Here is a 16620-nt window from a genome sequence, read left to right on the forward strand (position 1 = left end):
TGATGGATAAATGTGCAGGACTCGCGCTTTTCGCTGCTTGTCCTGGTTTTTCCTGACCTTTACCCGTGGGTCAGGCGCGCGGCCGTAAGGCGCGCGCAGGGGCCGATCTCGGTCTGGATCAACAAGAATGAGGAGAACAGCAATGGGTCGCAAGATGATGGGACGCGCCGTAGTGGCCGCGACGTTGAGCGTTGGATTGGGTGCAACGTCCGCTGCCGCCACCGATATTCGGTTCATGATGGATTGGGCCTGGCAGGGTCCGCAGGCTTTCGCGCTGATGGCGCGGAACTCCGGCTGCTTTGAAGAAGGCGGCGTCAACATTTCGATGGACCGCGGTTTTGGGTCCGGTCGTGTGCCGGTGGAACTGGCAGGCGGCAATTATGATATGGGCCTGGCCGACATCAACCCGACCATCAAATTCCGGGCTGAAAACCCTGACAGCGACCTGATTGCCGTTGCGGTGCTCTTTGCCGGTTCCCCGCTGGTGGCCGTGGTTGCTGCTGACAGTGAGATTACCGAACCCGCTGATTTTGAGGGCACAACGCTTGCCGCGCCTGACTTCGATGCGGGCCGCCAGCTCTTCCCGATCTTCGCCGCTGCCACAGGCATTGATGATTCCACCATCGAGTGGATCTCGGTCAGCCCTGAATTGCGCGAGCCGATGTTGGTGCGTGGTGAGGCCGATGGCATCACCGGCTTCATCACGTCCTCGACGATCTCGCTTGATCGCCTGGGCATGGCCACCGATGAGCAGCGGGTGTTCCGCTACAAGGATTATGATGTGGAACTTTACTCCACTTCGATCCTGACGAGCCGCGCGTTTGCCGAAGAAAACCCGGAAGCGGTCAGCACGGTCGTGGGTTGCATGATCAATGGTGTGCAGATGGCCATGGCTGATCCAGAGGCCGCTATGGAAGCTTTGGTCGACCATGAGCCGCTGACCGATCCAGAGGTTGAGCTGCGTCGTTGGCGGATCACCATGGAAGAAATGATCACCACGCCCGCGGTGGTCGAAAGCGGCATCTCCACCATCGATCCGGAGTACTTCCAGCGCTCCATCGCGTCGGTTGAGGATGCCTACGGTCTGCCCAACGTGCTGAGTGTAGATGACATCTTCAGCGATGCCTATCTGCCACCGGCTGAAGAGCGTATGCTGCCGTAACACCGAAAGCCTGGAGGCGGTTACATGGGGACTGGATTTGTCGATATCGACAATGTGGCGCTGCGCTATGGTGGTGAAGCCACCGGCACGCTCGCCTTGTCGGGTATGAACCTGTCGGTGGACAAGGGCGAGTTCATCGCCGTTGTCGGCCCGTCAGGTTGTGGCAAGTCCACCCTTATGAAAGCGATGTCCGGGCTTTGGCCCGTGACCTCCGGCGGCGTTTCCGTCGCCGGGCAAACCGTTTCCGGTCCCCTGTCGATTGTCGGCATGGCCTTCCAGGCAGCGACCTTGCTGCCGTGGCGCACGACGCTCGACAATGTGATGCTGCCGCTGGAGATCACCCAGCCTTATCGCTCGGAGATGAGCCGGCGAAAAAGCCACTTCAAGGACAAAGCGCGGGCGCTATTAAAGCTTGTCGGCCTTGAGGGGTTCGATGAAAAATACCCATGGCAGTTGTCCGGCGGTATGCAGCAGCGGGTGTCGCTCTGCCGGGCGTTGATCCATGAACCAGCTCTGCTGATGCTCGACGAACCCTTTGCAGCGCTCGACATGTTCACCCGTGAGGAGCTGTGGGGGGTTCTGCAAGAAGTGTGGATGACCAAAAGCCCCACCGTTATCCTGGTGACCCACGATCTGCGCGAGGCGGTTTATCTGGCCGACAAGGTGTACGTGATGAGTTCGCGACCGGGGCGCATCATCCATGAGCGCGAGATTGAGTTTGCCCGTCCGCGCGATCTCGATATCACCTTCCGCCCGGACTTTGGCGACATCGCGCACGATCTGCGCGACCACATCTACACCGCTCGACAGGATGCCGCCTGATGGCCGATACGACAGCACCGCAGGCGACGTCACCCAGCGCTGACAAGGCACCTTCCGGCTTTCATATGTCGGCCAAGACCCTTGAGCGGATTATGCCCTGGGCGGTGGTAATCGGCCTCTTTGTGTTCTGGGAATTCGCCGTTTGGGTTTTTGATTTTCCGCAGTTCATTCTGCCTGCGCCCTCAGTAATCTTTGAGGCCATGTGGCAGTGGCGGGTGCCGATCCTGGACAATGCGGCGCAAACCGCCATGACGACGGTCGTGGGCTTTGCTATCGCCATCGTCTTTGGCCTTGTCACCGGGATCATCATCGGTTCGTCGAGCCTGATCTACAATGGCTTTTATCCGGTGCTGATCGGCTTCAACTCGATCCCGAAAGTGGCCGTCGTGCCGATCCTGGTGATCTGGTTTGGCATCGGTACGGTGCCGGCCATCATCACCGCGTTTCTCATTTCCTTCTTTCCGATCCTAGTGAACGTTGCGACGGGGATCGCGACCGTTGAGCCGGAGCTGAAAGACGTGTTGCGGGCACTGGGTGCCTCCAAACGCGACATCATCGTCAAGGTCGGTATACCGCGCTCGCTGCCCTACTTCTTCGCCTCGCTGAAGATCGCGATCACGGTGGCGTTTGTCGGCTCGATCATCGCCGAGACGGTGGCCTCCAACAAAGGCATCGGTCATCTCATGATCGTGGCAAGCTCGCGGTTCGAAGTGCCGCTGGTCTTTGCCGGACTGCTGGTAACCGCCATCATGGGCGTCATCATGTATGTGATTGCCATCGCGGTGGAAAAGCGGATGACCGGGTGGTCGATGCGCGAAATGGATGGGCCAGCGGCGGGCAGCTAAAGGGCCGATCTAACGGATCGCAGTCTATCGTATTGCAGTCTAGCGTATCGCCTGGCCGTCCTCGTCGAAGAAGCAGATAAAGTCCTTTTCGAAGACCAGCGCGACCTCATCGCCCACCTTCACGGTCTCGGTGCCTGCCACGCGCACGATCATGGTCTCGTGACCTTTGGGTGTCACGTAAAGATAGGTGTCGGCGCCAAGATACTCGACCACATCGACGCGGCCTTGCATGTGCGCATAGGCCGGATCGCCGAGCTGAATATGTTCCGGGCGTATGCCAAGCTTCACTGCCTTGCGACCGGTTGTGTGCTGCGGGAAGCTGCCGGTTCCATGACCGTCAATCTTGAAGTTCTCCGCCACCGTCGTGCAAGGAATGATGTTCATCTTCGGTGAGCCGATGAACTGGGCGACGAACAGATTGGCCGGATGATCGTAGAGATCGCGCGGCGAGCCGACCTGTTCGATTTGGCCAGCTGAGAGCACGACAATCTTGTCGGCCAGCGTCATTGCCTCGACCTGATCATGGGTCACATAGATCATCGTCGAGCCAAGGTTTTGGTGCAGCTTGGCGATTTCAAAACGCATTTCGACGCGTAGCGCCGCATCAAGGTTGGAAAGCGGCTCATCGAATAGAAACGCACTGGGCTCACGCACAATGGCGCGCCCGATGGCAACACGCTGACGCTGTCCGCCGGACAGCGCTTTGGGTCGCCGGTCGAGATAATCATCGAGCTTCAAGATGCTCGCTGCATAATCGACTTTCTCTTGGATTTCGCTTTTCGGTTTGCCGGCTGTTTTCAGACCAAACCCGACATTCTCGCGCACCGACATGTGCGGATAGAGCGCATAGGACTGGAACACCATTGCAAGACCACGCTGCGATGGTGGCGCCGAAACAACGCTTTTGCCGTCGATCAGAATGTCACCGCGCGAGGTCTCTTCCAGGCCGGAGATAAGCCGCAGGAGCGTCGATTTCCCACAGCCTGACGGACCGACAAAAACGACGAACTCTCCATCGTCGATGGTCAGGTCCACACCCTTGATGACCTGTAACTCGTCGAACCATTTTTCAACCGCTTTGAGTTCAATCGCGCCCATTGGAACCCTCTACTCTTTGTTCTGTGGAGCCCAAGGGGCTCCGTCCGCGGCGTATTGCAGCCATGTGGCGGCCGTCCAGGAGAACGCGCCGCCTCCAGCTGGTGAGCCGTCATTGCAATCAAAATATTCGGCAAAACCGAAATTGGACATCAGCGCGCGGGTGTCGTCCCAAACCTGCTGGGCTTCGGTCGCATAACCTTGGTCGCTCAGCCCCTTGCCAATCATCATGTTCATGAAGGCCCAGACTGGGCCGCGCCAATAGCGAATGGAATCAAAGTTGGGCTGATCGGGATCGTGGCTGGCAACGCCATAGCCGGTCTTTGCGCGAATGCGCCTGAAATGGCCCAGCATGGCCGCGCGTTGGTCGTCTGAACCAGCACCGGCAAAGAAACAGAGCATGGCCGCATTGGAGACACCGCCGCCATGTTTGGAGGTGCGCAGGTCAAGCGCGGCAAAGGTTTCTTGGCTTGCATCCCACAGGCGGTCCACGCCGGCTTCTGCGCGGGCGATCCATTCTTCGATGACTGGGATGTCGTCGATCTTTTTCAAGACATGCGCCATGCGCAGCAGCGCCCGGTCGGCGGCCAGAAGGATGAAGGTGGTGCCGGGATCAGCGACGAAGAAGGGGTTGCGCTGACCGATGTCGCGGGCGTTCCAACCGAGCGAACGACCAAACTCCACCAGCGCAATGTAACGGTCATACTCTTCTTTGGTTGGCCGCATTTTGGCATCCACATGCTTCAAGTCGCGTCGCTCATAGGGCGCCACCTTGGAGCCATCGACGGCCTTCAGCGCCTCATCCCAATCAGGAGAATTATCGCGGCCCGATTCCCAAGGGTGGGTAACGGCAACAATGCCGAGCTTTCCGGGGTCACGGTAATCGTGCCACCAGCGGTGCCAGCGCATAAGCGCATCGAACACGCGCGCCGCGCGGGCCTGGCCGAGCGGGCCGTTGTCGCGGGAGAGCAGTTCCTCGGCGCAGAAGGCGGCTACCGGTGGCTGCGAGTGCCCAGACGTCGGCACAGGGCGTCCGGTGTCCCAAACATTCGGGCCGGGGAAATAGGTCGGCGCTTCCTTGTGGAAGACGATGTGCGGGATCATCCCGTCGGGCCACTGATGGGCAACGAGCGTTTCGATCTCCGTCCAAGCGCGATCCAGATCGAAGGCGGCGAAGCCCATGGCAACGATCGCTGAATCCCAGTTCCATTGGTAGGGGTAAAGCCCCGCCGTTGGCACGGTGTACCCACCGCGATCATTGCCGGTGATGATCGCCTGCGCCTGCCGCGACAGCGCAGCGTCATCCAAGTCCAGTTTTTCTGCTGCGGACACGGGCTAGCCTTTCACACTGCCGGCGGTGAGCCCGGCTACCAGGAACCGCTCCAGCCATAGGAAGACGACGAGCACTGGCACGGTCGCCACCACGGCACCGGCCATCAAATGCTGACGTGGCACTTCGGAGGAGTTGAGCGAGACGACACCGCGCGAGAGCGTGAAGATGCTCGGGTCATCGAGGAACATGAAGGCGAAGAGAAACTCGTTCCAGGCGATCATGAAGACGTAGAGCGAGACTGAGGCGAGGGCCGGCAGGGCGAGCGGCAGGGTGATTTTGACGATCACGCCGAACCGCGTCAGCCCATCCATCAGTCCGGCCTCTTCCAACTCCGCCGGGATGCCCTCGAAATAGCCTTTGAGCATGTAAAGCGCCACTGGAACCGTGGTTGCCGGATAGACGATCAACAGGCCGAGCAGCGAGTTGCGCAAGCCAAGCTGCGAGAACACCGCGTAGAGTGGGATCACCAGCACGATGGCCGGCACCATGTAGATTAAGAGGATCGAGCGCGCAAAGGCGTGCTGGCCTTTGAACCGCAGCCGCGCCACGGCATAGGCGCCGGGGATGGAAAAGAGCAGTGTCAGGATCACCGTTGCCGTCGAGACGATGAACGAGACGAGCAGATAGCGCCCGAAATTGAACTGGGTGAACAGCTCGTAATAGCTGGAGAAAAGGCCGGCAAAGCCCTGGCTGAGATCGATGGATAGGTCGAGTGGGTTGGCCAAAAGCTCCGCCTGGTTCTTCAGGCTGGTCATCACCATGACATAGAAGGGCAGGGCGACCATGACCGTGAAGATCACATAGCCAAGGCCCTTCATGGTGCGGATAAAGGCCGCTTCAGCCATGTAACGCGAGACTTTGCCCGATGGCAGATCGCCGATCATCAGCGTCGTACCGATAACGGTCAGCATTCCGAGAATGGCGAGCGCAATGCCTTGCCAAACCGCGACGGCGTCCATCGGCAGGCCGAAGGGCATGGCGAACGTTGCCAGCAAGTGGACGATCAAGAAGAGTATGAAAGCGATGGCGCGGGAGCGTTTGGTGGCGCGGGACTTGGGGTCGAGTGCGCTGATGTAAGCGCCTGCGACCAGGCCTGCGAGCGCGGCAGCGCCGGCGGGCGGTGAGGCAAAGGCGCCGGTGATGAGGCCGAGCGTCACCCCGACCACAATCATCACCACGAAGCCCGCCAAGGCGCCGATGACCGCGCTGATCAAGGTGCCTGCGCCGAAGTTAAAACCGGACTGTGCCGGGGCAGGCGCTGGGGACGTTTCTGCGATGGCCATGGCTTACGCCCCTCCCTCTTTGGGTGAGAACCTGAAGAAGGCGAGTGCGAAGACCAAAAGCACGAAGAAGACGACCACGGCCACCGCAGCACCTGCACCAAGGTTGGAGAGGGCAAAGCCCTGCTCGTAGACTTGGACGGTCAGCGTGCGCGTGCCCGCTGCACCACCAGTCAGCAGGAAGATGTCGTCGAATTTGTTGAAGGTCCAAATGAAGCGCAGAAGGAAAAGCACCGATAGGATGCCGACCAATTGCGGCAGCGACAGGTACCAGAACTGTTGCAGCGGTGTGGCGCCGTCCATCTCGGCGGCCTCGTACATCTCTGCGGAGACCGATTGCATCGCTGCCAGGATGAAAAGGAAAGAGAGCGGGAAGTACCGCCAGGCTTCGAACGCGATCACCGTGGAAAGCGCGACCGGGAATCCGAAGGTGAAGCCGAAGATGGTGACATCCACCTCACGCGTCCCGAAGAAGTTTATCGGCGCACCTATCAGCCCCATCTCGACCAGCATCGCGTTGATCGTGCCGGAAAACGGATCGAGCAGGATGAGCCAGGTGAAGGCAACCGCGATCACCGGCGCGACATAGGGAAAGAGGAAAAGGCCGCGCAGAATACCGCGACCCTTGAAGGCGGTGTTCATCAGTTGCGCAGCAAACAGTCCAACCACCAGCGCGCCTGCGGTGGAGAACACGGTATAGTAGATGGTGACGCGCAGCACGAACCAGAACTCGGAGCTGTCAAAAACGCGCTGAAAGTTCTCAAGCGTGAAATCAAAGCTGGTGAGCACATTGACGCCGGAGCCCGTGACATTCGGCTCGGTTTGGCGAACGTCGATCGGGTTGTCGAGGAACGCCTGGGTGACCTCGGCCTGCAAGCGAAAGCGCTCGCGGAAGCCGCCTTCCAGATCGCCCAACGCGCAGGAAAGCTCACGGCCGGTCAGCGTGCAGCGCTCGTCAAGACCGGTGACCGTCAGGCCCTCTGGAATTTGGTCAGTGAAGGCCGCATCACGCACCGGTTGGTTGGGCGAGGAGTTGCGCATGCGATATTCAAGCTCGACCTCATCGCCAACAGCCTCAGCGTCGCCGCGAAAGCGCTCGGTAAGTAGCATGCTGGGCGCGCGAAGATCAGCCAACTCGACCGGTTTGACGGAAATCCAGAAGTTGGCGAGCAGCGGGCCTAGCACGACCAAGACCACGATCAGCGCCGTCGGCAGCAGCATGTTGAAGGCAAGCCGCGCCTCGCGTTTGCGCATAGGTCCCGACCCCTTGGGCGGGCCAAGGGCGGATATGGGGCCGGAGCCTTTGGGCGGGCCTGAGGAGGAGTCAGCAATCGACACGGCATTCACCCGGTGCGTTCAAGCAAAGAATTGGTCGCAAACAAGGGTGCCAGAGGGGGAGGGCGATGCCGCCCATTCAGGGCAGCATCGCATCTAGCGTCTTTCGTTGGTGCCTACTCGACGGCGGCAGCCAACTCGTCGTTGATGATCGCAACCGTCGCGGCGGCGTCACGCTCGCCATCGATGAACTCGCGCACATAGCGGTTGATAATCTGCGAGTTGATGATCTGCGAAGCAATGGAGAGTTGACCTTCGGTCACGCCCCAGCGATCAGCGGTTTCAAGGCCAGCGACGATGCTGCCAATGACCTCTTCTGGATAGAGATCAGACAGGGGCGCCCGGCGATCCACACCCACATCCAGCATCGACCAACCATCAACAAATTCAGTCGGGTTGTCCTCGGTGCCGCGACGCACGGGGAACTTGCCTTCCGGCGCGATGGAGAGCGTCGACATGTAGCCTTCGCTCATCGAGTAGGCGACGAAGTCCTGTGCCACATCAAGGTTTGCGCCCGATGTAATGCCGAGATAGCGGATGTCCGCCCAGGCCGCGCCATCCGGATTGGATGGGCCAGAAATGGTGGTCACGACACCCGTATTAGAGGCGAGCTCGCGCGAGGTTGGATCATCATTGACGGTTGGTGGCGCGCTGTCGCGCAGACCGGCCAGTTCATCCAAGATGAAGGGTGACCAGATGATCATCGCGGCCTGGCCGGCAAAGTACAGCTCACGCGATTGCTGCCAGAAAAGGTCGCCCGGAGGAGAGGCCTCGGCGATGGCTTTGTAAAACTCCAACACTTCGATGGTGGAGTCTTCGTCCAGCGGCTCGAAGCCATCATCGTCGACAGGGGAGACGCCATTGGCGAGGAACACATGTTCTAGCACCTGGCTCATGAAGTTTTCATCGATCTTTGTCGCGGCGACAAAGCCGAACACCTCCGGTGGATTGTGGAGTGCTTCAACGGCGGCCAAAATGTTGGCGTACGAGGTTGGCGGCTCCAGGCCGGCTGCCTCAAACAGGTCGGTCCGGTAGACGACCATTTGCGTCCAGCCGTCCACTGGCACAGCGGCGTAGAGATCGTCGTCGATCTCGGCCATTTCCAGAGCGCCGGGTGCGAATGTGTCGTCGCCCAGATCATCGATGATGTCGGTGGCGGCGTCCGGGTCAAGGATGCCGGCCTCGGTCCAAGGCAGGACATATTGCAGCGTGTGATAGATCACGTCGGGCAGGTCACCGGCGGCGAAGGCTGCAGTAGCGCGGGTGCCCAGCTCGTTTTCCGACACCGGGATAACCTGCACATCATTGCCGGTGGCGGCAGAAAAGTCAGCGGCCATCTGCTCTTGGATAGCAAGGCGTTCGGGCTGCTCTTCGGTCGTCCAGAAGCGGATCGTCTCAGCGCTTGCGGCGGACGCCAAGAAGGTGCCGGCCAAAAGCGCACTGATGGTAAGGGTTGTTCTTTTCATTGATCATCTCCCTAGAATTGGAAGCGCTTTCGAGGAGTGCCCCACGCCGCGCTTGACCTCGTTGATCGAGGTTCGGGAGAAAACGTAGGCGATGAAATTTCCCTCGTCCAGCCCAACAATTAGGCAGGCAACCTTGGCCGGGTTCCTCGCAGTTAGCTTCGCTTGCCGAACCACATGCGGCTGATCAGCCCGTCATGACGTACCAGTTCGTGGTAAAAGGCTGCCGCGATATGACCGAGGATCAGCACTGCAAGCGCGGCTGCAAAGAAGCCATGGGCGGCCCGAGGTGCGAGTTCGTCAAACACTGGCAATGGATCGCCAGATCCGCCGAAAACAATCGGGGGAAGGCCGCCAAGCACGCTCATCGCGATGCCGGAACCCACCATCGCAAACACCAAGAGATAGAGCGCCCAATGCGCCAGCCGCGCAACGCGGTTTATGGCTGGGATGCCAATATCGGCTTCCGGCGGATGCTCGGTCCGCAGTCGCACGACCAGGCGTACCAGCATCAACAGGAGGATCACCGCGCCGCCAATCATGTGAGAGCGCAAGGCGTCGATTTTGGCCGGGTCGCTTTCCGGAATTGGATCGAGCGCAAAATTGCCGATCAAAAGCGCAGCGATAATGAACAGTGCCAAGAGCCAATGAAGTGTCACAAGGGCGGGATGGTAGCGGGTCATGGCATGCGTCCTTTGCGGTGTTGATACGCCCTATTAGCTCAATCTCTTTTTTGTTGCAATATGCAAATGTTGCTGAATGCGATATTTCTGCCTATGGCGTTCTGACCAAGAGGCGAGGTGGCATGACGGTTGGATTCGATGAGTTGAGCGAGCAGGTCCGCGCCACGCGCACCAGCAGCGCCGGCTGGCACATTCAGCGGCTGGCAGGGCAGTTGGATCGGGCAATGAACCGCGCCTTGGAACCCCATGGGCTGACCGTGCAAAGCTTCGCCATCGTCATGGCGCTGGTTGAGCAAGACGGGCTGTCGCAGACGCAAATCGGTGAGCGGTTCAGTGCGCCTGCCTATGCGATCAGCCGGGCCATCGATTCCCTGGAGCGTGATGGCTATCTGGAGCGGCGGACGGACCCCAGGTCGCGGCGGTCGAACACCGTGCACGCGACCGGCAAGGCGAAGGCGCTGATACCGACCCTGCTCACGATCATCGACGGCGTGAATGGTGGTTTGATGGCTAGGCTGTCATCCGCCGAACGATCGCAGATGATTGCGCTCCTCAGCAAGGTACTTGCTGACAACAGCCTTGCCGACGTCTAGCGCGGTTTGACGCCATTGAGCAGGATCGACAGCACCGCCTGCGAGGCTTGCTCGTAAAAGCCGGAGCGTTTCGACTGTCCCCCAGTGACGGCGTCGATCTGGGCTTCGAAATCGGCATAGTGCTGGGTGGTCGCCCAGATCATGAAGATGAGATGCACCGGATCAACTGGCGCCAGTTTGTCCGCATCGATCCAGCCCTGAAGAATGGTGGCTTTCTCCTCCACCAGCGACTTCAGCCGCGTTTCCAGAAAGTCTTTCAGGATCGGCGCGCCGGCAAGAACCTCCGAGGCAAAAAGCCTGGACGCTTGCGGGCGATCGGCGGACATGCGCATTTTCAGCGTGATGTAGCGGCGCAGTTCCTCCACCGGATCAGCGGCGGGGTCGAGCGTCATCAGCGGCGACAGCCACTCTTCGACGATCTGTTCCAGAACCGTTCTGTAGATCGCCTCTTTGGAGGGGAAATAGTAGAGCAGGTTGGGCTTGGACATGCCCGCCCGGTCGGCAATCGCGTCGATGGTCGCGCCGTGATAGCCACGTGACGAAAACTCGCTGACCGCCGCCTCGGCAATTGCGGCTCGGTTTTCCAGTTGAATGCGGCTGTGTTTGTTCAAGCGTGTCGGCCAATGCGCAGTTGTTTTCGGGAAGCGACGCTAGCGCTTAGATCTCTCGGGACGCAACCCTACGCTGTTGGAACGGCCACCAACATTCGACCAAATGGTCAAAATCTTGACGTGGGGCCGTTTGCGGTCTTCACTGCCCCAAACCGATTTGAACCAGAGGGGAACGCAATGGGTTCAGTGGGCAATCAGTCAGGAAACCAACCTGGAGAAAATCTGCGGATCAATCCGGAGCGCCTTTGGGATTCGCTGATGGATATGGCGAAGATCGGTCCGGGAATCGCTGGCGGCAACAATCGACAGACGGTGACCGATGAGGATGCTGAGGGTCGTAGGCTTTTCCAAAAATGGTGTGAAGAGGCTGGCCTCACCATGGGCGTCGATGAGATGGGCACCATGTTCATGCGCCGTGAGGGCACCGACCCCGATGCGCTGCCGGTCTATGTCGGATCGCACCTCGATACGCAGCCGACCGGCGGCAAGTATGACGGCGTTCTCGGCGTGCTTGGCGGCCTGGAAATCGTGCGCACGCTCAATGATCTCGACATTAAGACCAAGCATCCCATCGTCGTCACCAACTGGACCAATGAAGAGGGCACGCGCTACGCCCCGGCCATGATGGCGTCCGGTGTGTTTGCCGGTGTTCTCGACCAGGCCGATGTCTATGAGCACACCGATGCTGAGGGAAAAAAGTTCGGCGATGAGCTGAAGCGGATAGGCTGGAAGGGCGACGAAAAAGTCGGCGATCGCAAGATGCACGCTTTCTTTGAGCTGCACATCGAACAAGGCCCGATCCTCGAAGCTGAGGGCAAGGATATTGGCGTTGTCACCCACGGACAGGGGCTGCGCTGGATTGAATGCACGGTGACCGGCAAGGAGAGCCACACCGGCTCAACACCGATGCCGATGCGCAAGAATGCCGGCCGTGGTTTGGCGCGGATCACCGAGCTGGTGCACGAGATCGCGATGGACAATGCGCCCAACGCCGTCGGTGCGATTGGCCATATCGATGTCTATCCCAACAGCCGCAACATCATTCCGGGCAAGGTGGTTTTCACCGTTGATATGCGCAGCCATGAGCTGGAACGCCTGCAGCGCATGGTGGCGCGGTTTGAAGAAGAAGCACCCAAGCTCTGCGAGGCGATTGGCGTAGAGCTGAGCTACGAGACGGTGGGTGAATTCGACCCGCCTGCCTTTGATGAAGGCTGTGTTGGCATGATCCGCGATGCTGCCGAGCGTTTGGGATACTCCCACCGCGATATCGTTTCCGGCGCTGGCCACGATGCCTGCTGGATCAACCGTGTGGCGCCAACCGCCATGGTCATGTGCCCCTGCGTCGATGGCCTGTCGCATAATGAGGCCGAAGAGATCACCAAGGACTGGGCGCGCGCCGGGGCCGATGTGCTGTTCCACGCGGTGGTGGAAAAAGCGGAGATTGTTGGGTGAGAAAACTTCACCCCACCCCTAACCCCTCCCCATCAAGGGGAGGGGAATCTATTCTGAGTTGCGGAGGGCGCGATGCTGTCTCCCTCCCCCTTGTGGGGAGGGATTAAGGGTGGGGGGCAATCCAGCCATTGCGCGCGCTCGCGCTCTGCGTCACTCCATGACGGAAGGTGAAAAGCGTTTGTGGGCTCGTCTACGAACTTTGCGGCGAAGCCACAATCTGCACATTCGCCGGCAAGCACCCATTGGTCCCTACGTGGCGGATTTCGCAGTCCACGATGCGAGGCTGATCATTGAAGTTGACGGCGAGCACCATCAATCAGCCCAGCAACAAAGCCTCGATGCGCACCGTGAGGTTTGGTTCGCTGGGCAAGGCTATCAAACTCTGCGTTTTTCCACCGGCGACTTGATTTCGAATATAGAAGGGTGCCTGCAGGCTATTTTGGATGTGGCTGCACCCCCACCCCTAGCCCCTCCCCACAAGGGGGAGGGGAATGCCATCGCGCTTGCCCCAAAATCGGGAGACCAACAATGACCACCATTATCAAGAACGGCACAATCGTCACCGCCGATCTGACCTACAAGTCCGACATCAGAATAGAAGACGGTGTGATCACCGAAATCGGCGAGAACCTCTCCGGCGGCACGGAGCTGGACGCCACGGGCTGCTACGTGATGCCGGGCGGGATCGACCCGCATGTGCACCTGGAAATGCCGTTTATGGGCACCTACTCGTCGGACGATTTTGAGTCCGGCACGCGTGCTGGGCTTTCCGGCGGGACGACGATGGTGGTGGATTTCTGCCTGCCCAACCCTGACCAGAGCCTGCTCGAAGCGTTGCAGCGCTGGGACAACAAATCGACCCGCGCCAACTGCGACTATTCCTTCCACATGGCCATCACCTGGTGGGGTGAGCAGGTGTGGAACGAGATGGAGGACGTCACCAAGCGCGGCATCAACACGTTCAAGCACTTCATGGCCTACAAGGGCGCGTTGATGGTGGACGATGATGAGATGTTCTCATCCTTCCAGCGCTGCGCGGCCATCGGTGCCTTGCCTTTGGTGCATGCTGAAAATGGCGATGTGGTCGCCCAGCTTCAGCAGAAACTTTTGGCCGAAGGCAACAATGGTCCGGAGGCGCATGCCTATTCTCGCCCTGCCGAAGTGGAAGGAGAGGCGACCAACCGCGCCATCATGATCGCTGATATGGCGGGCGTGCCGGTCTACATCGTGCACACCTCGTCTGAGCAGGCGCATGAAGCGATCCGTCGGGCCCGCCAGAACGGCATTCGTGCCTATGGCGAGCCGCTGATCCAGCATCTGACACTCGATGATAGCGAATATGCGCATCCCGATTGGGATCATGCCGCGCGCCGGGTGATGAGCCCACCATTCCGCGACAAGAAGCACCAAGATAGCTTGTGGGCGGGGCTAGCGGCAGGTTCCCTGCAAGTCGTGGCTACCGATCATTGCGCCTTCACCACCGAGCAAAAACGCAACGGCGTCGGCGATTTCACCCTGATCCCCAACGGTACCGGCGGCCTGGAAGATCGCTTGCCGATGCTTTGGACTCACGGCGTGGAAACGGGCCGGCTGACCATGAACGAATTTGTCGCCGTCACGTCCACCAACATCGCCAAAATCCTGAACGTCTATCCGAAGAAGGGTGCGATCCTGGAAGGGGCCGATGCTGACATCGTGGTGTGGGATCCGGCCAAGGAGAAAACAATCACGGCTGACACCCAACAGTCGGCCATCGACTACAATGTGTTTGAGGGCAAGCATGTGAAAGGCCTGCCGCGATACACGCTGACACGTGGCGTGGTGGCTGTGGATGATGGCGAGGTGAAGACGCGTGAAGGGCACGGCAAGTTCGTTGCTCGCGAGCCGTTCCAGGCGGTGAACACTGCGCTTTCCACCTGGAAAGAGGTGACCGCGCCAAGGAAAGTGGAGCGCACTGGCATTCCGGCGAGCGGGGTGTGATGCGCCTCGTTTTGGTTGCTGCAGCCGGGCTTTGCGCCACCTCCGTTCTCGCTGCTGAGCTGCCGATCGACGGTGTTTTCGGCGATGAGCTTGGTTGCGCGCGGCTCACTATGGGTCCCAACGATATCGACGAACCGGGCGGCATCAATGTCTATGCCGACCGCCTGGTTGGGTATGAGTGGGGATGCAGTTGGGCTGAAGTCTGGCCCTATCCGAACGATCAAGGTTATGGGTTGCAAGGTTTGTGCAGCGGCGAAGGCATTCCTTCGTTGGAGCAGTTCATTGTCCAGCTCAACCGCGATGGCCCCACGCCGCGCATGACCGTTTCTGGACCGGATGGTAGCCAGCTCTGGGTTCTGGATGTGTGCGAGAGCGCGCCGGACCAAGGTGGCAAGGGATGAGTAGGGTTTCGTCCCATTTAAGATCGTCATGGCCGGTCTTGAATCGGCCATCCAGCTTTGATGGTAGCCATCAATCCGGTGGGCGCATCCCCGAGCTGGATCTCCGGATCAAGCCCGAGGGTGACGATTGGCGATTTGGCAAACATCTTGCTTTGCTGAGAACCAGCAAGACCCCGATGAAAGTTTCCGCGTGACGACCCCACCCGTTATATCCGCCAAGAATCTTGATCTCACCTTCACCACCAATGATGGGCCGGTGCATGCTCTGTCCGACGTCAATTTGGACATCCACAAGGGCGAGTTCGTTTCGTTCATCGGGCCGTCGGGCTGCGGCAAGACCACGTTTCTGCGCGTGATCGCCGATCTGGAAAGCCCGACCGGTGGCACGATCAAAGTGGATGGGACCACGCCGCATCAGGCCCGGCTGAACCGCGCTTATGGCTATGTGTTCCAGGCCCCGGCGCTCTATCCCTGGCGCACGATTGAAGCCAACATTACGCTGCCGCTGGAGATCATGGGCTTTTCCAGATCCGAACAGCGGGAGCGGGCCGAAAAGGCGCTGGCGCTGGTGGATCTGGCAGGTTTTGGCAAGAAGTTTCCCTGGCAGCTTTCTGGCGGCATGCAGCAGCGTGCCAGCATTGCTAGGGCCTTGGCCTTCGATGCCGATATCCTGCTGATGGATGAACCGTTTGGCGCGTTGGATGAGATTGTCCGCGACCACCTGAACGAACAGCTTTTGAAGCTTTGGGACCGGACCAACAAGACGATCTGCTTCGTCACCCACTCGATCCCGGAGGCGGTCTATCTCTCCACCAAGATCGTCGTGATGAGCCCGCGCCCGGGCCGTGTGACGGATGTGATCGAGTCGACACTGCCGAAGGAGCGTCCACTGGATATTCGTGAGAGCAAAGAGTTTCTCGATATAGCGCATCGCGTGCGTGAGGGCCTGCGGGCTGGCCATGCTTATGAGGAGGTTGTTTGACGTCTTCTCAGGCATCAATGGAGCATGACAAATCGAGCGGTGATCGAGCAGATGCCGAACTTGTTGTCCATCATTCCCGCAAAGTCGCAGATCACCTCGCAGGCTTATTCCTGATCTTCTTTATCGGTTTGTTGACTGCCGGTGTCTGGTTGACCATCGCCGATTCCGATATCGATTGGAATTCACGCGGCCAAGTTGAACGGTTCATGATTTTCGCTGGCGGTGCTTTATTCGTTGTCCTTGTCGCTCGGGCCATCAATACCTTGGCGCAAACACTATTTGGAGATGAGCGATTGTCTTTCACAGAGGATGCGCTCATCCACAGTGTAGCTCTATTCGGATTCCGGAGGCGCTCACGTTATCTGCGTCAGCACATAGGCCCGATCAGCTACTTGCCCTACAAAAAGGTCGGTTCGGGCAAGTATGCCGTTCATCGGCCCTCGCAGATTTATGTCCCTTATATGAGCCGGTTCAAACGGCTGGCCTTGGATATCGACGATGAAGAAGGCGCGCGCATTTTGGCGTTTCTTCGCGACGTTGGCGGATTTGAAATCGCTGAAAACGAGAGTGTATCGCGATGACC

General features: G+C 59.3%; 17 protein-coding genes. 10 read left to right on the forward strand and 7 right to left on the reverse strand.

Annotation, left to right across the window (positions count from 1 at the left end; genetic code table 11):
• Positions 1–142: 142 nt before the first annotated feature.
• The 3 genes from JJ917_00525 to JJ917_00535 all read left to right on the forward strand — a co-directional run bounded on the left by JJ917_00525 (position 143) and on the right by JJ917_00535 (position 2829).
• Complete coding sequence (locus JJ917_00525; protein MBO6697290.1) at positions 143–1162, forward strand: ABC transporter substrate-binding protein; 1020 nt, start codon at positions 143–145, stop codon at positions 1160–1162.
• A 24-nt stretch (positions 1163–1186) separates the two neighbouring features.
• Complete coding sequence (locus JJ917_00530) at positions 1187–1984, forward strand: ABC transporter ATP-binding protein (protein MBO6697291.1); 798 nt, start codon at positions 1187–1189, stop codon at positions 1982–1984.
• A gap of 65 nt (positions 1985–2049) precedes the next feature.
• Positions 2050–2829, forward strand: a complete 780-nt coding sequence (locus tag JJ917_00535) for an ABC transporter permease (protein ID MBO6697292.1) — start codon at positions 2050–2052, stop codon at positions 2827–2829.
• 39 nt (positions 2830–2868) lie between these two features.
• On the opposite strand, the gene ugpC is transcribed toward JJ917_00535, so the two are convergent.
• From ugpC to JJ917_00565, 6 genes are all read right to left on the reverse strand, one after another.
• Positions 2869–3927, reverse strand: coding sequence for a sn-glycerol-3-phosphate ABC transporter ATP-binding protein UgpC (gene ugpC, locus JJ917_00540; protein MBO6697293.1), 1059 nt, complete (start codon positions 3925–3927; stop codon positions 2869–2871).
• Between the two features lie 9 nt (positions 3928–3936).
• Positions 3937–5256, reverse strand: coding sequence for a hypothetical protein (locus JJ917_00545; protein MBO6697294.1), 1320 nt, complete (start codon positions 5254–5256; stop codon positions 3937–3939).
• 3 nt (positions 5257–5259) lie between these two features.
• Complete coding sequence (locus JJ917_00550) at positions 5260–6540, reverse strand: carbohydrate ABC transporter permease (GenBank protein MBO6697295.1); 1281 nt, start codon at positions 6538–6540, stop codon at positions 5260–5262.
• A gap of 3 nt (positions 6541–6543) precedes the next feature.
• Complete coding sequence (locus JJ917_00555; protein MBO6697296.1) at positions 6544–7791, reverse strand: sugar ABC transporter permease; 1248 nt, start codon at positions 7789–7791, stop codon at positions 6544–6546.
• Positions 7792–7988: 197 nt separating this feature from the next.
• Positions 7989–9338: an extracellular solute-binding protein gene (locus JJ917_00560; GenBank protein MBO6697297.1), complete on the reverse strand. Its 1350-nt coding sequence runs from the start codon at positions 9336–9338 to the stop codon at positions 7989–7991.
• A gap of 152 nt (positions 9339–9490) precedes the next feature.
• Positions 9491–10018: a cytochrome b/b6 domain-containing protein gene (locus JJ917_00565; protein MBO6697298.1), complete on the reverse strand. Its 528-nt coding sequence runs from the start codon at positions 10016–10018 to the stop codon at positions 9491–9493.
• Between the two features lie 122 nt (positions 10019–10140).
• On the opposite strand from JJ917_00565, the gene JJ917_00570 reads away from it, so the two are divergent.
• Positions 10141–10611: a MarR family transcriptional regulator gene (locus JJ917_00570; GenBank protein ID MBO6697299.1), complete on the forward strand. Its 471-nt coding sequence runs from the start codon at positions 10141–10143 to the stop codon at positions 10609–10611.
• Here the strand turns inward: JJ917_00570 and rutR are convergent.
• On the reverse strand, positions 10608–11222 hold the full coding sequence (rutR, locus tag JJ917_00575; GenBank protein ID MBO6697300.1) for an HTH-type transcriptional regulator RutR: 615 nt from the start codon (positions 11220–11222) through the stop codon (positions 10608–10610). The two genes, JJ917_00570 and rutR, sit on opposite strands and share 4 nt — an antisense overlap.
• A 177-nt stretch (positions 11223–11399) precedes the next feature.
• Between rutR and JJ917_00580 the strand changes: the two genes are divergently transcribed.
• The 6 genes from JJ917_00580 to JJ917_00605 all read left to right on the forward strand — a co-directional run bounded on the left by JJ917_00580 (position 11400) and on the right by JJ917_00605 (position 16618).
• Positions 11400–12674, forward strand: a complete 1275-nt coding sequence (locus JJ917_00580; GenBank protein ID MBO6697301.1) for a Zn-dependent hydrolase — start codon at positions 11400–11402, stop codon at positions 12672–12674.
• Positions 12675–12831: 157 nt separating this feature from the next.
• Positions 12832–13206, forward strand: coding sequence for an endonuclease domain-containing protein (locus JJ917_00585; GenBank protein MBO6697302.1), 375 nt, complete (start codon positions 12832–12834; stop codon positions 13204–13206).
• The gene (gene hydA, locus JJ917_00590) at positions 13203–14654 is read left to right on the forward strand and encodes a dihydropyrimidinase (GenBank protein ID MBO6697303.1); all 1452 of its coding nucleotides are present in this window, start codon (positions 13203–13205) and stop codon (positions 14652–14654) included. Before JJ917_00585 ends, hydA begins: the two co-directional genes overlap by 4 nt.
• Positions 14654–15055, forward strand: coding sequence for a hypothetical protein (locus tag JJ917_00595; protein MBO6697304.1), 402 nt, complete (start codon positions 14654–14656; stop codon positions 15053–15055). Before hydA ends, JJ917_00595 begins: the two co-directional genes overlap by 1 nt.
• Positions 15056–15245: 190 nt before the next feature.
• A complete protein-coding gene (locus JJ917_00600) occupies positions 15246–16037 on the forward strand; it encodes an ABC transporter ATP-binding protein (GenBank protein MBO6697305.1) in 792 nt (263 codons plus the stop codon).
• A gap of 17 nt (positions 16038–16054) precedes the next feature.
• Entirely contained in the window at positions 16055–16618 is a 564-nt protein-coding gene (locus tag JJ917_00605; protein MBO6697306.1) for a hypothetical protein, read from the forward strand.
• The last annotated feature ends 2 nt before the right edge of the window (positions 16619–16620 follow it).

The sequence above is a fragment of the Hyphomicrobiales bacterium genome, assembly GCA_017642935.1.
In the GTDB taxonomy this organism is placed as follows: Bacteria; Pseudomonadota; Alphaproteobacteria; order Rhizobiales; family MH13; genus MH13.

Excerpts from the sequence above, each read along its gene's own strand:
- JJ917_00605 (MBO6697306.1), top strand. The coding sequence starts at position 16,055 with ATGGAGCATGACAAATCGAGCGGTGATCGAGCAGATGCCGAACTTGTT.
- JJ917_00570 (MBO6697299.1), top strand. The coding sequence starts at position 10,141 with ATGACGGTTGGATTCGATGAGTTGAGCGAGCAGGTCCGCGCCACGCGC.
- ugpC (MBO6697293.1), bottom strand. The coding sequence starts at position 3,927 with ATGGGCGCGATTGAACTCAAAGCGGTTGAAAAATGGTTCGACGAGTTA.
- hydA (MBO6697303.1), top strand. The coding sequence starts at position 13,203 with ATGACCACCATTATCAAGAACGGCACAATCGTCACCGCCGATCTGACC.
- JJ917_00530 (MBO6697291.1), top strand. The coding sequence starts at position 1,187 with ATGGGGACTGGATTTGTCGATATCGACAATGTGGCGCTGCGCTATGGT.
- JJ917_00595 (MBO6697304.1), top strand. The coding sequence starts at position 14,654 with ATGCGCCTCGTTTTGGTTGCTGCAGCCGGGCTTTGCGCCACCTCCGTT.
- JJ917_00550 (MBO6697295.1), bottom strand. The coding sequence starts at position 6,540 with ATGGCCATCGCAGAAACGTCCCCAGCGCCTGCCCCGGCACAGTCCGGT.
- JJ917_00525 (MBO6697290.1), top strand. The coding sequence starts at position 143 with ATGGGTCGCAAGATGATGGGACGCGCCGTAGTGGCCGCGACGTTGAGC.
- JJ917_00580 (MBO6697301.1), top strand. The coding sequence starts at position 11,400 with ATGGGTTCAGTGGGCAATCAGTCAGGAAACCAACCTGGAGAAAATCTG.
- JJ917_00585 (MBO6697302.1), top strand. The coding sequence starts at position 12,832 with ATGACGGAAGGTGAAAAGCGTTTGTGGGCTCGTCTACGAACTTTGCGG.
- JJ917_00555 (MBO6697296.1), bottom strand. The coding sequence starts at position 7,791 with ATGCGCAAACGCGAGGCGCGGCTTGCCTTCAACATGCTGCTGCCGACG.
- JJ917_00535 (MBO6697292.1), top strand. The coding sequence starts at position 2,050 with ATGTCGGCCAAGACCCTTGAGCGGATTATGCCCTGGGCGGTGGTAATC.
- JJ917_00565 (MBO6697298.1), bottom strand. The coding sequence starts at position 10,018 with ATGACCCGCTACCATCCCGCCCTTGTGACACTTCATTGGCTCTTGGCA.
- JJ917_00560 (MBO6697297.1), bottom strand. The coding sequence starts at position 9,338 with ATGAAAAGAACAACCCTTACCATCAGTGCGCTTTTGGCCGGCACCTTC.